The 14,362-nt window shown below is 33.9% G+C and carries 15 protein-coding genes and 1 riboswitch; of the genes, 3 read left to right on the top strand and 12 right to left on the bottom strand.

The window, feature by feature from the left end:
- Positions 1-10: 10 nt before the first annotated feature.
- Positions 11-101: riboswitch (TPP riboswitch) on the bottom strand.
- A 74-nt stretch (positions 102-175) separates the two neighbouring features.
- Positions 176-1,342, bottom strand: coding sequence for a 2-isopropylmalate synthase (locus OQ292_RS08480; RefSeq protein WP_284685629.1), 1,167 nt, complete (start codon positions 1,340-1,342; stop codon positions 176-178).
- A gap of 176 nt (positions 1,343-1,518) precedes the next feature.
- Here OQ292_RS08480 and OQ292_RS08475 point away from each other — a divergent pair, with 176 nt between their 5' ends.
- Together OQ292_RS08475 and OQ292_RS08470 are read left to right on the top strand one after the other, a co-directional pair.
- Complete coding sequence (locus OQ292_RS08475) at positions 1,519-3,087, top strand: hypothetical protein (protein WP_284685628.1); 1,569 nt, start codon at positions 1,519-1,521, stop codon at positions 3,085-3,087.
- 76 nt (positions 3,088-3,163) lie between these two features.
- A complete protein-coding gene (locus tag OQ292_RS08470; RefSeq protein WP_284685627.1) occupies positions 3,164-4,468 on the top strand; it encodes a Gfo/Idh/MocA family protein in 1,305 nt (434 codons plus the stop codon).
- 106 nt (positions 4,469-4,574) lie between these two features.
- Here OQ292_RS08470 and OQ292_RS08465 read toward each other — a convergent pair whose 3' ends face one another.
- A complete protein-coding gene (locus OQ292_RS08465) occupies positions 4,575-4,982 on the bottom strand; it encodes an OsmC family protein (protein WP_284685626.1) in 408 nt (135 codons plus the stop codon).
- Positions 4,983-5,047: 65 nt separating this feature from the next.
- Here OQ292_RS08465 and OQ292_RS08460 point away from each other — a divergent pair, with 65 nt between their 5' ends.
- Positions 5,048-5,788, top strand: coding sequence for a hypothetical protein (locus tag OQ292_RS08460; RefSeq protein WP_284685625.1), 741 nt, complete (start codon positions 5,048-5,050; stop codon positions 5,786-5,788).
- Between the two features lie 4 nt (positions 5,789-5,792).
- Here OQ292_RS08460 and OQ292_RS08455 read toward each other — a convergent pair whose 3' ends face one another.
- The 10 genes from OQ292_RS08455 to OQ292_RS08410 form a co-directional block, all read right to left on the bottom strand.
- Positions 5,793-7,307: an alpha-isopropylmalate synthase regulatory domain-containing protein gene (locus OQ292_RS08455; RefSeq protein WP_284685624.1), complete on the bottom strand. Its 1,515-nt coding sequence runs from the start codon at positions 7,305-7,307 to the stop codon at positions 5,793-5,795.
- 205 nt (positions 7,308-7,512) lie between these two features.
- Positions 7,513-7,959: a UPF0158 family protein gene (locus OQ292_RS08450; protein ID WP_284685623.1), complete on the bottom strand. Its 447-nt coding sequence runs from the start codon at positions 7,957-7,959 to the stop codon at positions 7,513-7,515.
- Positions 7,960-8,124: 165 nt separating this feature from the next.
- A complete protein-coding gene (gene pgl / locus OQ292_RS08445; RefSeq protein ID WP_284685622.1) occupies positions 8,125-8,862 on the bottom strand; it encodes a 6-phosphogluconolactonase in 738 nt (245 codons plus the stop codon).
- 33 nt (positions 8,863-8,895) lie between these two features.
- On the bottom strand, positions 8,896-9,498 hold the full coding sequence (gene gldD, locus OQ292_RS08440; protein WP_284685621.1) for a gliding motility lipoprotein GldD: 603 nt from the start codon (positions 9,496-9,498) through the stop codon (positions 8,896-8,898).
- Between the two features lie 98 nt (positions 9,499-9,596).
- Positions 9,597-10,958 (bottom strand): gliding motility-associated protein GldE, encoded by a 1,362-nt coding sequence (gene gldE, locus OQ292_RS08435; protein WP_284685620.1) that lies wholly within the window; start codon positions 10,956-10,958, stop codon positions 9,597-9,599.
- A 25-nt stretch (positions 10,959-10,983) separates the two neighbouring features.
- The gene (locus OQ292_RS08430) at positions 10,984-11,415 is read right to left on the bottom strand and encodes a single-stranded DNA-binding protein (protein WP_284685619.1); all 432 of its coding nucleotides are present in this window, start codon (positions 11,413-11,415) and stop codon (positions 10,984-10,986) included.
- A 49-nt stretch (positions 11,416-11,464) separates the two neighbouring features.
- Positions 11,465-12,523, bottom strand: a complete 1,059-nt coding sequence (gene mutY, locus OQ292_RS08425) for an A/G-specific adenine glycosylase (protein ID WP_284685618.1) — start codon at positions 12,521-12,523, stop codon at positions 11,465-11,467.
- Positions 12,524-12,542: 19 nt separating this feature from the next.
- Positions 12,543-12,728: a hypothetical protein gene (locus OQ292_RS08420; RefSeq protein ID WP_284685617.1), complete on the bottom strand. Its 186-nt coding sequence runs from the start codon at positions 12,726-12,728 to the stop codon at positions 12,543-12,545.
- Positions 12,712-12,957, bottom strand: a complete 246-nt coding sequence (locus OQ292_RS08415) for a hypothetical protein (RefSeq protein WP_284685616.1) — start codon at positions 12,955-12,957, stop codon at positions 12,712-12,714. Before OQ292_RS08415 ends, OQ292_RS08420 begins: the two co-directional genes overlap by 17 nt.
- Positions 12,954-14,264, bottom strand: coding sequence for a hypothetical protein (locus OQ292_RS08410; RefSeq protein ID WP_284685615.1), 1,311 nt, complete (start codon positions 14,262-14,264; stop codon positions 12,954-12,956). Before OQ292_RS08410 ends, OQ292_RS08415 begins: the two co-directional genes overlap by 4 nt.
- Positions 14,265-14,362 lie beyond the last annotated feature (98 nt).

The following is a 14,362-nucleotide window of genomic DNA, read 5'->3' as shown; positions in this document are numbered from 1 at the left end:
ATAATAAAGCCCGTTGCGAAAAATGACTCCCTACGCCAGCATTACCTGGATCAGGTTCTTCGGGTATGATCTCAGCCTGAATGGCACCCCGTACTATTGTTAAAAACAATTAATAGTTCAGCAAAGCTACGCTATTGAAATAACTTTTGGTACTGAATAATTAAATTTTAATGTCTTATAGGTTTACTGATATAGCTAAAGTGCTACTCAAGATGTTTTTAAGATCTTGATCTTCAACTATTTGAGAGTGATCAGCAACTTCTAGAAATTTAGGATAAACTAAGTCAAGTTCTTCTTTAGAAAGGTCTACACCAAGAACTTTAATGCGGAAATATAATGCTGCTCTACCGCTACGAGCTGTAAGTACTATAGAAGATTTTTCAACGCCAACTTCTTCAGGATCGATAATCTCGTAATTATCTCTGTTTTTAATAAAACCATCCTGATGAATTCCAGATGAATGTGCAAATGCATTACTTCCGACAATCGCCTTATTTGGCTGGATAGGCATTCGCATAGTGTGCGAAACTAACTGGCTAATTGGGTAGATGTCTTTAGTATTAATACCAGTGTAGAAATCAAGCCATTTGTGCTTTTTTAATGCCATAACAACTTCTTCTAAAGAAGTATTTCCAGCACGCTCACCAATACCATTAATTGTACATTCTACTTGTCTTGCACCATTTTGCACACCTGTAATTGAGTTTGCAGTTGCCATACCCAAATCGTTGTGGCAGTGAGTAGAAATCGTTGCCTTTTCAATTCCTTTTACATTATCGACAAGGTATTTAATTTTTTGTCCGTATTCTTCAGGAATACAATAACCTGTAGTATCTGGAATATTTACAACTGTTGCTCCTGCTGCAATTACAGCTTCAACTACCTGAGCTAAAAACTCATTGTCAGTTCTTCCGGCATCTTCTGCGTAGAATTCTACATCTTCTACAAATTTTTTAGCCATCTTAACCGCAGCAACTCCTCTTTCGATAACTTGCTCTCTGGTAATTTTTAACTTTGTAAAAACATGTTGATCTGAAGTACCTAAGCCAGTATGGATTCTAGGTCTTTTGGCATATTTTAAGGCATCTGCAGCAACTTCAATATCTTTTTGAACAGCTCTTGAAAGTCCGCAGACGACAGGGTTTTTTACAAGTTTTGCAATCTCTTTTACAGACTCAAAATCACCTGGACTAGAGACGGGAAATCCTGCTTCTATTATATCTACTCCGAGAGATTCCAGTGATTCTGCAATAACCAATTTTTCCTGTGTATTCAATCGGCAACCTGGGACTTGCTCACCGTCTCTCAAAGTTGTATCAAAGATTTTTACTCTATTATCCATGTTGATTAAATCTGATTTATTAGTAGAAATAAACTTCTGCTCAAATTTAAAGCTAGTTCTATCTCACTGCTTTCAAAAATTAATTTTAATTTTCTTTACAATTTCTAATTATAAACTTGACAGGTTAAATATATCATATTAGCTTTATAAACACATAATTGATAAAAATAATTACAATGCCTAAAACTAAATCTGATAGTCTTTTTAAACTCATTAAATCGCTTAAAAAGAGTGAAAAGAGGTATTTTAAGCTTCATACCTTAGGAGAGAGCAATGGAGAAAATAAAAAGTTTGTAAAACTATTCGATCAAATTGACCAGCAAATCGCATTTGACGAAGATCTTATATTAGAAAATTCACCGGAAATTAAACCCGAACAGTTATCTAATATTAAAGCTCATTTATACAAAAGAATCTTACAAAGCCTACGTCAATACCATGTTGCAAAAGTACCTGATATAGAAATACGTGAAGTGATAGACTTTGCCGAAATTCTGTATAATAGGTGTTTATATGGCCAGTGTGTAAAGGTATTACAAAAGGCTAAAAAGAAGGCTAGAAAATATGATTATCTAGAGCTTTTGCTAGAAATATATAAACTAGAAAAGAAAGTACTCACTCATACAGTAGCTAAAGACAATCAGGAAAGGGTGAATACTTTAGTAAAAGAAGTACAAGAAGTTAATAATCGAATTAACAATATCAATACCTATACAAACTTGGCGGCACAGTTAAATGCTTTCTATTTAAGAGCCGGTTTTATTAGAAATCAGAAAGATTATCAAAAAATAAGAAAGTATGTAAAAAGCTGTCTGCCTGATTATAATGAGGAGTTTTTGTCTCTAAATGAAAAACTCCATTTATACGACTTGTTAGTGGGTTACTACTTTTTTATTCAGGATTTTGAGCAAGGATATAATTATGCAAAAAAGTGGGTGGCTGTATTAGATGCTTCTCGAGAGTTAATTGCATCCAGACTAGATATGTACATCAAAGGTATTAACAGTTTGATGATCGCCCAGTATAAACTTTACATGTATCATGAGTTCGTAGATACCCATAAAAAGCTTAAATCCATCAGGACAATGTCTCATTTAGAGTTGAATGAAAACATCCAAGTAAAGCTTTTTAAGTACAATTATGTGCATGAATTCAACCGATATTTCATGCGTGGAGACTTTAAATTAGGGGTAGCAAGGTTTAATAAGATTAAAAACAATCTGGAAGAGTATATAACTAGACTGAACCGGCATTCAAGAGTGATTATGTACTATAAAATAGCTTGTATGTTTTTCGGTAACGATAATCATCGCGAAGCACTTTCTTGGATAAACAAGATAATTAATGAAGAAGATATTGACTTAAGGGAAGACATACACAGTTTCGCTAGGATTCTTAATTTAATATGCCATTACGAGTTGGGAAATAATGATGTAATTGAATATTACATTAGATCGACTTATAGGTTTTTGTTGAAAAAAGATGACTTACACAGTTTCCAGAAGTATATTTTAAACTTTTTGAAGAAATTGAATAGGGTTAGTTCAGAAGAAGAACTGATTAAACAATTTGAAGGATTGAGGGAGCAATTAATACCTCTAACCCATAATCGATATGAGAAAAGAGCATTTATTTACTTCGATATTATCTCTTGGCTCGAATCTAAAATCCAGCAAAAGCCGATTCAATCAATTGTAAAAGAAAAAGCTCAGAAAATTATAGAGCCAACCGCTGTTATTGCCTGATTTTTTATAGTTGGAATAAATATGTATTTTTCTACAATAAATTAATACTATTCCGAGATCATTCATCTAATATACTATGGAAAAATCAAGACGTAAATTTATTAAGACAACCGGAGCAGCAGCATTAGGTTCTTCGCTTGTTTTTAACATCGGTTTATCTCAAAAAACTTTTGCAGCAAATGCTGATACATTAAAAGTTGGTCTTGTAGGTTGTGGCGGTAGAGGTAGTGGAGCAGCAAGTCAAGCTTTAAGTGCAGATAGCAATGTAGTTTTATCTGCAATGGCAGATATTTTCCCTGACAGAATGCAGTCGTCACTCGAAAATCTAAAATCTATTCATAATGATAAAGTTCAGGTAGACCCTGAGCATCAGTTTATAGGTTTTGATGCATATAAAAAATTAATTGATAGTGATGTTGATGTAGTTTTATTGGCAACTCCCCCTGTATTTAGACCAGATCATTTGGAATATGCTATAGAAAAAGGGAAGCACGTTTTCTGCGAAAAGCCAATGGCAGTAGACGCACCAGGTGTTAGAAAAATATTGGCAAGTGCAGAAGAAGCTAAAAAGAAAAGCCTTTCATTGGTATCAGGTTTTTGTTGGAGATATCACGAGCCTAAAAGAGAGACTTTTAATCGTGTATTAGATGGTGGGATTGGAGATGTGATGTCTGTGTATAATACTTACAATACTGGTGAATTATGGTTTAAAGACCGCCAGCCAGAATGGAATGAAATGCAGTATAAACTAAGAAACTGGTTATACTACAATTGGCTCTCTGGTGACCATATAATGGAACAAGCTGTGCATAGTATTGATATGATGTCTTGGGCATTTGGTGATAAACTACCAGTAAAAGCAACTGGAACAGGTGGTAGACAAAAAAGAACTGACGAAAAATATGGTAATGTTTACGATCACTTTGCTATAGTTTATGAATATGAAAATGGAGGTAAAGGGTTCCATTTTAGTAGACAGCAAAAAGATACCACTAGAAGTTATGCCGTAGATATGATCGGTACAAAAGGACAATGTCTGGTTGACTGTATTAAGAGAAAGCATGAAATTAATGCAGGTGGTGAAAAGTGGAGATATAGAGGAGATGATTATGATATGTATCAAACAGAGCATAACGAATTATTTGCTTCTATCAGAAGTGGAAAACCGATTAACGATGGTGAGTGGATGTCTAACAGTACTATGTTAGCGCTAATGGGTAGAATGGTAGCTTACACAGGTCAAGAAGTAACATTTGAAGAAGCCTTAAACTCAAATGAAGTATTGAGTCCTTCAAACGAGGCAATTGCTACTGCTTTTGAAATGGGATTTGATTGGCCAGGAAATAACCCTGCAATTCCAGGAGAAACTAAATTCTTCTAAGAAAAATAGAAATACTTACTCAAAAACATAAAAAAAGACCTTTACTTTAGTGAAGGTCTTTTCTTATTATAAAGAATTAACAATTAGTTTAATTTAGTCATTTAGATCAATTAAAATCAAAGCTAACTTCTTGTTTTATATCGGGATGAAGGCTTAAAGCCACTGGACACGTTTTAGCGGCCCTTTCAAGTTTAATTTTTTCTTCGTCAGATAATGTATTTTCTTCAAAAGTAAAATGTATTTTTATGCTGTCGATTCTTCTGGGATTCGATGCCATAACTTTTTCGGTTTCGTAGTGAAACTTTGGCAGAGTAATTTCATGTTTATTAGCAAATATACCCATAATGGTAGCCATACAACTACCAAGGGAAGCACTTGCTAGATCCGTTGGGGAAAATGCTTCACCTTTACCATGGTTATCAGTTGGAGCATCGGTGATAATTTGAGTACCAGATTTTATATGAGTAACGTTGGTTCTTAAATCCCCTAAGTATGTAGCTTTATAATGTGCCATAACGTTGTAATTTTCTTATCTTAGTGTTTAATAAATTTATTTAAAGCATAAATATATACCTTAAAGTGGCAAATAGATTCTTATCCAGCTTCTTTTTTTTAGCATTCATCTTCGTTTCGTCTTCGGTATTTGGTCAGTTTTATAATGAGGCAGATGATGATCTCCTTTACAGAAGAGAGTTTACTTATGGGCTAAATTTTAACACAAATGGTGGTTTATTAGGAGGTGTTACATTTAAACATGCCAGAGTAATTAACAAGTTTATGTTTCACAGTTTTTCTTTAGAAATTGTGAATGTAAAGCATCCCAAAGAAACGAGGTATCAAAATATAAATACAGGAAGTAGCTATGTGGCTGGTAAGAGAAATTACCTGTTTATGCTCAGGCCTCAATACGGTAGAGAAATTGTGCTTTTCCAAAAAGCTAAAGAGCAAGGTGTACAAGTAAACTGGATTACAGCTATTGGTCCAGGTATTGGCTTAGTTGCCCCCTACCTTATCGATTACAACTACGATCGTGACTTAATAAGAACAGAGCAGTACGATCCGGCTGTGCATGATATTTCAAGAATTCTAGGCACAGGAAGAATAACAGAAAGTCTGGCTAAATCTAAAATTCAATTGGGAGGGAGTTTTAAAACCTCTTTAAGTTTTGAGTTTGGTACATTTAAAAATAATGTAACCGGTTTTGAAGCTGGATTTATGATAGATGCATTTACTAAAGAAATCGAAATAATGTCTCCAAGTGAAAACAGAAGTATTTACACTTCTGCTTTCTTAACATTCTTCTACGGAGCAAGAAAATAAAATATTACTCACGCTCAATTAAGTTGAGCATTTTCATAGTAGCCTGGATTGCTGCCGAAGTTTGGTCAGAGTCTAGGCCTCTTGTTTTAAATTCTCTATTATCAAATGTCCACTTAATTACAGTTTCAACAAGTGCATTTGTTTTTCCGCCCGGAGGTATAGTTACTGCATAATCTATTAGCGTAGCTATATTTTTATCCAGTCTTTTATAAATCTTTTTAAGTGCCTTCATAAACGCATCGTATTGACCATCGCCAATAGATGTTTCCTCATAATATTCTCCCTCAATCTCAATACTTAGAGTAGCATTAGGTTTTAGGTTAAATACATGTGTTACAAAGTAATTGTGTATTTTTATTTTTTCTTTGATGATTTCACTACCCATTACATCTGAGATGATGTAAGGTAAATCCTCAGTAGTAATACCCTCTTTTTTATCACCTAGTTCTACAACTTTTTTGGTAACCTTTTCCATTGTATCTGGACTTAGCTCAATGCCAAGTTCTTCAAGGTTTTTGCGTATACTGGCTTTGCCAGATGTTTTCCCTAGGGCATATTTTCTAAGTCGGCCAAAGCGCTCAGGAGTAAGGTCGTTAAAATATAAGTTGCCTTTACTGTCTCCATCAGCATGTACGCCACAAGTTTGAGTAAATACATGTTCACCAACTATAGGTTTATTAGAAGGTATTCTCGTTCCAGAAAATACCTCTACCATTCGACTTACTTTATTCAGCTTTTTTTCGTCGATTCTGGTTTCCATGCCCATTTGGTCGTGTGCCAAAGCTACTACACTAGCTAGTGGTGCATTTCCACTTCTTTCTCCAAGTCCGTTTACTGTTGTATGAACACCTTTTGCACCTGCATCGAGCGCAGCCATTACATTAGCCACTGCCAAATCGTAATCGTTGTGAGTGTGGCAATCGAAATGGAGGTTAGGGAATTCTTTAATTATATTTTTAAAGAATCTATTGCATTCAAATGGATTCAATACACCTAATGTATCTGGCAGCATAAATCTTTTAATATTTTCATGCTGAAGTTCAGATAGCATATAGAATACATAATCTGGAGAGTTTTTCATCCCGTTAGACCAGTCTTCCATATAGAGGTTTACTGAAATGCCTAATTTTTCAGCATAATCTAGACTTCTTCTAATATCTGCAAGGTGAGCTTCTTTTGTCTTTCGTAATTGACCTTCTAAGTGATTTAATGAGCCTTTACTTAGTAGGTTTATAACTTTAGCTCCGGCGTTTTGCATCCAGTCTAAAGATTTAGTACCATCAATAAAGCCTAGTACTTCAATCTGATTAAGGAAGCCTTTCTCTTCAGCCCAGCTAACAATTTTTTTTACACCTTCAAATTCTCCTTCAGAAATTCTGGCAGAGGCTACTTCTAATCTATCAACCTTTACCTCTTCGAGTAATATTTTAGCTATGTTAAGCTTTTCTGTTGGGCTGAATGCTACTCCGGAAGTTTGTTCGCCATCCCTGAGAGTAGTATCCATTACTTCTACTTTCATGCGTAAATGAGTTTACTAGTTACTTTCTATAGTATCTCCCTTATGGTAAATCCAGAAAAAAGGAATGCAATTTATAAAAATCGTATGAGAAATTGATTAAAAATTCTAACATGATGGATCATGAAAGAGTTTTATAATGTTAAATAAAAAACCTGAATGCTGTATTACATTCAGGTTTCCTGTAAAATCTTTGAAAATTTCGTAATTAAGACACTTTTTGCTCATACCTCTCTAAGAACTCATCAACCCATTGATCTGCAATTTTTTTATAGGCATTGTCTCTGAATTGGTGCCAGTCTTTTAGTAACCCGGTGTCTTCTAAAGCAAAACGAAACTGTTTATAAGGCTTAGGACCATTTATAGCTCTCATCAGCATATCTTGCTGAAAGAGGTTATGGATGGTGTCTGTAAAGTCTTCCATTATTATAAAAACCTCGCTGGATGAAGGTAAGGGTATTTCTACATAACTTTCAACATTAGCTTGTAATTTACTCAATACATCTTCATAGAGGTCTAAATCCGAAAAAACTACATTTTCATCGTCAGGGTAACTCAATACTTCCCAAGTATTTTTTTCTAGATAATATTTAAATCCACCAACTTCGTAAGCATCCTGAACTTTTTTGATGAGGTCTTTTCTAGTCTTTTTCATTTTCATGGTAGTTAGAGTTATAGAAATACATATCTATATAAAATATATGAATACTTCTGTGATTTTCCTATTTTGGGAAATACTAAAAGTGGTAAATCCAGAAACAATACTATTTTACATAGGAATTATATTACATTTCTATAACCCAATCCATGATTTGTTTCTTTAAGATAAAAGTGAGGCAGACTCTTTGTCTAAAATCCAGTATACCGTTCCTTTGGCTTGTCTTAATAATTGAGCCGGATAAACATCAGGATTAAATTCACCTTCTAATATTTCCTTAATGGTTTCTGCTTTCTTTTTACCAAATACCATTGGAGCAATGAGTTTGGCTTCATTTATAATTGGAGCAGTAAGGGTTACTCTTTCGGTTTCTTGCTCGGCATTATAAGATGTAGATACAAGTTTGTCTTTTTCGTGCACAACCTGAGTCCCTGGAAACAAAGATGCCGTGTGACCATCGTCTCCTACACCTAGTAAAATTAAATCTAGTACAGGTAATACATTGTTGCCTGTTTCTTCTTTAATTACTTTTTCATAGTCGGCAGCAGCAGCTTCTACATTTTCTAAGCTAGTATCTATTTTATGGACATTTTGAGATGGAATATCAAGATGATTCAATAAAATTTCATCTGCCATGCGAGTATTGCTCAAATCACTTTCGTAAGGCACAAATCTTTCGTCACCATGGTAAACATGCGTTTTTTTCCAGTCGATTTTAGATTTTGATGGCTCTTCTGTTAGCAGCTTGTACAATTTTACTGGAGAGCTTCCTCCAGTTAATACAAAATCAAATCTATCGTGTTGATTAATGGCTTCTTTAGAAGAGGTGGCAATAAGTGAAGCTGCAAACTCAGAAGCTTCTGTAGCATCGTTGAATATTTTAATTATATGGTTTTCCACGTTATTGATCTTTTAAGTTAAATTTATCTATAGTTAAAGTTTCTTCCACTCTAATGTATTAAGCATGTGCATCATGTCGACTTTTACATACTCAATAACAGGCTTAAGAGAGTCGTTTTTTGTAGCTACCGGAAAATATAAAGCAGCTCTAAAAAAGTTCTCAGTAGAATCTGTTGCATAGTACTGGAACTGACTTGGTACATCACCTTCTAATTCGAAAACAACAGCAGTAATTCCTTTAGGAGTTTTTGTTACATAATCCTCAATTGATGTTGCTTTCACATGGTGTTTAGTAGTAAGCCTATGAGAATCGTTTGACATCTGAATTAATGAGTCGATATTGTTTTTTACAGATTTATAAGTAATTGTAAGCTTGGCATCAAAGGCTGGGTAAAATACCTCGATCCAATAGGGCTCTGTCATAAAAGAAGAGTCTGGAATTACTTTGGCATGCTTCGAATATTCAAAAGTATAAGGCAAAGCAGAATCGAGCTTTACATAACTGTGTTCGGGAAGTTCGATTCTATGGTAACCTTTTGGTTTTGGTAAATAAGCTTGCTCACCACCACATGCAATTAAAAGTATTGAAAAAATTGAAGTGATGAGGATGATTTCTTTAGTTCTTTTAAAAGACATAGTAAAAAAATTTAGCCTTTCATTTTATTTAAAAGGCAAAAAGTCAGTTTGAGAAAACTGACTAGTTTATAATTTAACTTAAAAATGTTATGATAGTTTTATGGACTTACATCAGCTTGTGGTGGATAAACGCTTTTATCTCTGATTAGTACCCTTACACTTTTAATTCTTTTCTTATCAACAGAGACCACTGTAAATCTAAAATTTTTAAAATCGTAAGTTTCTCCAGAGTTCGGTATTCTTGAGAATAACTCTAACAATAACCCTCCTAATGATTCACTTTCACCTTTTGCTCCATCAAATATAGAAGGGTCTACTTTCACAACTTTACAGAAGTCGTTAAGAGATGTTTTACCTTCAAAAGTAAAAAGGTTTTTTTCGAGTCTTTTAAACTCAAGACCTTCATCGTCATCAAACTCATCGTTTATCTCACCTACAATTTCTTCGATGATGTCTTCCATTGTGATAAGGCCAGAAGTACCACCATATTCGTCTACTACAATGGCCATATGTACTCTTTTTTGCTGAAAGTCTCTTAAGAGCTCATCAATCTTTTTAGACTCCGGCACAAAAAACGGGTTTCTTTTAAATAACTGTTGCCATTCAAAATTCTCATCTCTATCTATAAAAGGGAGTAACTCTTTTACGTAAAGAATGCCTTCTATTTTATCTATGGTTTCGTTGTAGATCGGTATTCTTGAATAAGAACACTTATTTACTTTATCCATTAGTTGATGGAAATCGTCTTCTACATCAACTGCTGTGATATCTATACGAGAGCACATAATCTGCTTAACCGTCTTTGTACCAAAACTTACGATACCTTTAAGCAGTTCTTTATCTTCGTTGCCAGTAGTAGTCATATCCACCACTTGCTTTAATTCATTCATTGATACATCGTAACCAGAGTGTTGAAACCTCCTTTCTAGTCGGTCGCTAATAATCATTAGAAACCACGAAAAAGGCTTTAAAATAGTAGATGCGATGTATAAGACTCTAGATGTCATTCTGGCAAAAGAAAGATTCTTTTCTGTAGCGTAAATTTTGGGTACTATTTCACCAAAAAACACAATTGCTGCAGTAACCAGAATGGTTAAAATGAAAACCGCATTTTCGTTATCTCTTCCAGAAATTTCCCATGTTGCATAAGTTGAAAGTGTAACCAGTGCAACATTTACCAAATTGTTTAGAATAAGAATAGTTGCAAGTAATAACTTAGGGTTAGATAGTAATCTAACAATGCTTACAGAATTAGGCTTGTTACTATTTTTACAACTTTCTAATTGTTTGGGTGAAAGAGAAAAAAAGGCTACTTCTGAGCCAGATATAAGCGCAGAAAGTAGCAATAATATTAATGATGCGAAAAATATGGGATATACTATTACCGGTAAAGATAATATGGCGCCTAACGTATGTATATACGGGTCAGCTTCAGATAAAATACTACTGCCTTCTTCCAAAATAAAAAATTACAGTAAAACAAAATTAAAATGGTAAATCATCTGCATCTCCACCTGGTGCTTCTATTTGAGCGGTAGGTTCTTCAAACTTTGGAGAAGATTGGCTTTCGTTTCCAGGAGTTGACTGGCCTTTAGACAGCATTGTCATATTGATCGCTCTTATTTTAATGGTTTTTCTTGGGTTACCCTCTTTGTCTTCCCACTTGTCTGTTCTAATTTTACCTTCAATATAAATGGAATCTCCTTTTCTTAAGTATGATTCAGCAACTTTTGCAAGGCCATCCCACATTTCTACATCATGCCATTCAGTATTATCAACACGATTACCAGATCTGTCTTTATAACTTTCTGTGGTTGCAATATTTAATCTGGCTACAACAGACCCACTTTCAAGATGCCTTACTTCAGGATCCTGACCTAAATTTCCTATTAGAATTACTTTATTTACACCTGCCATGAATTATAATTTAATTGGATTGCAAAATTATGCTTATTAATAAAAATAACTAAAAAATATATTCCTTCAAATACTTACTAACTAAAACTGGTTTAGGTATTTCTTCAATTTTTTCTTGATTATATAGTTTAGCGCCATAATGAGCTATAAATGATTTTAATTGTTTTTCTTTTTGAGTTTTTATTAGAAAAAATTTTGCATAAATATGTTGATGCGTAAGTATATGTTTGAATTCTTTTGAAATACTTTGTACTTCAAACTCTTTGATATAATTAGATTGAAGTTGCTCAATAACTGCACTTTCATCAATAGTTTCAGTTGCTTCAATTATTGGAAAATCGAACAAACCCTGCCAAATATCTCCAGCTTGCCTTTCTTTCATTAATAATTGATCTTGATGCTCTACAACAATGTAATGAAAAAATCTTTTTTTTGTTTTTAGCTTTTTGATTTTAACAGGCAGTTTATCCTGTTTTTGAGTAAGCCTCGCTACACAAGCTTGAGTAAATGGGCAAAACAAGCAGTTAGGGTTTGCTGGTGTGCAGTGTAATGCCCCAAACTCCATAATTGCTTGGTTATAAGTATCAGGTTCATCCTCAGGAATTAACAGAGCAGCAGTTTTGGCAAATTCTTTTTTCCCATCGTTGCTATTTATGTCTTTATCGATACCAAAAATTCTGGCTAAAACCCGATAAACATTTCCATCAACCACTGCCACTTTTTCTTTAAAAGCGAATGAAGCAATGGCAGCAGCAGTATAATCTCCTACACCTTTTAATTTTTTTATTTCTGTAAATTTCTCTGGGAATTTGCCCTCTAAATTTGTTACAATATATTTTGCTGCCGCATGCATATTTCGAGCACGGCTATAATAACCTAAGCCTTGCCAAAGCCTTAGAACTTCTTGTTCAGATGCTTTTGCCAAAGTTTCTACAGTTGGATATTTCTCTGTGAATTTTAAATAATAAGGAAGTCCTTGCGCTACTCGGGTTTGTTGAAGTATAATTTCAGACAACCATATTTTGTAGGGGTCTGTAGTATTACGCCAAGGTAAGTCTCTTTTATTTTTATGATACCAAGAAATTAGCTTCGATGAAATGTTTTCCATTTAATAAAAAATCCTATACTTAACCACAACCTAGCAACTTATTAAAGCTGTTACCTAAGTTTTTACCTATCTCATTTTCTTCATCAAATTCATTTACAACATCATCAGTTGGTATATTGAGGGTATTTTGATCTGCTATATCTTTTGCAGATTTATTTTCTTTCTTTTTTTGCTTGTCTTTATGGTGTTTATTTTCCTTTTCCATAACTGCTGTTATCAAAATAGTAGCTTCTGTAGTAAGCGCTCCTATAATTTCTCTCAATACAGTTGCCAAATTCGTCAGTTCTGCCAGATGGGCAGTCTCTACTGGCAGCTTTAATTATTTCTCGGTTATGAATTCCTTGTAGACCTAAACCCGTAGAAGAAATATAGGTAGTTGCTCCTACTGTTAAAGCAATTCCTCCAATAATAATTCCCCTTGTTAGATTGATCATATCTTAAGTTTTTGAAAATACCACGATTTAATATAATGCGAAGTACCCGGAAGGTAAAGTATAATGATTAAAATAATAAAAAATATCAAAGTGTAGAGGTAATACCGTGTCATCATTACTCCTTTTCTGATATACAGATTTACATAATAACCTTCTGTAATTGTTTTAGTAGCATTACTCTTTTCTACATATACAACTGGTTGGTAAGTTCCCTTTTTATCAAATTTGAAATACGATGTCATCTCCACATCGCTTTCTTGCCAGTATTCTCCACCATCGCTACCAGAAGCTGTCCAAAACCATTTTTCCAGCAAATTAACAACATTTTCGTTGTCATTGGTAATTTCTACTCCAACTAGCATTTCGGTATTATTAATAGGTACATTTGCTGTAGTTTGTATAGAATATGGTGTATTTAATTTATTAATTTCGAAAGTGGGTAGTTTATAACCTGCTTCGGTTATATCTAACATTTTAATTTTTTTGCTGTAGATTTCTTTACCTTTTTCACCAGTAGAAAAAGCCATGAGTAAAAATAAAATTAAAGCTGTAGCCGCTATTGCTCCTCTTAAAAAGTTAAACTCATTGAGCTTTTTGCTGTAGGTACTCATGTCGTTTTTCTCATAAACCATTTTATGTAAGTTATTCTTTGGCATTACACTTTGTACATAAAAGTTTACGCTTAAGTCCTTTTTATAAGGATTCCACTCAGCACCATAAGTATAACCTTTGTATCTACAAGTAGCATAACTTAGCTCTCTGCCAGGATAGTAGTTGTCGTCAGCTTCTCCTTCAAAGTAGATAACTTTTCCGGCGCCAGTTTCATCAATCCGTTGAGGAGCCATATCAGAATAAATTTGCATAAAACTATTTCTGATAAAGTATTGATCTACCTCTGGGTCAGGCTCAACTGGCATAGATATATTAAAACCAGAGTAGTCTTCGGTTATGGTAAAGTATTGGTTGTCTTTACTTCGGCAAACCCACTCATGATATATGAGTGAGCCAGTATAGTTTTCGTCGTTTTCTGTGCCTTCAAATTTTATTTTTATAACCGCTCTTCCTGTAATTATATAGGCAGTGTCATTGTAAATAAACTTCTGGCCAATTTCCAGATAACTAATTGTTGGATATGAGTTTTTATTGTTTTTGCCTAGAATGGCATTTTCTGGCCTCGAAGGTTTTACTACAAATATGCTATTGCAGTTTTTACAATTGGCAAATATTGAGTCTTTATAGATTAAAAAAACTGTTTCTCTACAAGATGGGCATTCCACTTGGTGGTCTAAAAAATCTTCTTCTAACAAAATTTTATGTTTTACTAACTACTTTGAAGAATTGAATTTAATAACTTGAGGTAAATTACCAATAGTTTATACCTCATTTTAATAATAAAAGGTTGCAG

The organism is Chondrinema litorale (assembly GCF_026250525.1).
GTDB classification, from domain to species: domain Bacteria; phylum Bacteroidota; class Bacteroidia; order Cytophagales; family Flammeovirgaceae; genus Chondrinema; species Chondrinema litorale.
Note: the sequence above shows the minus strand (reverse complement) of the source record. Positions and strands in the feature narration are given on the sequence as shown.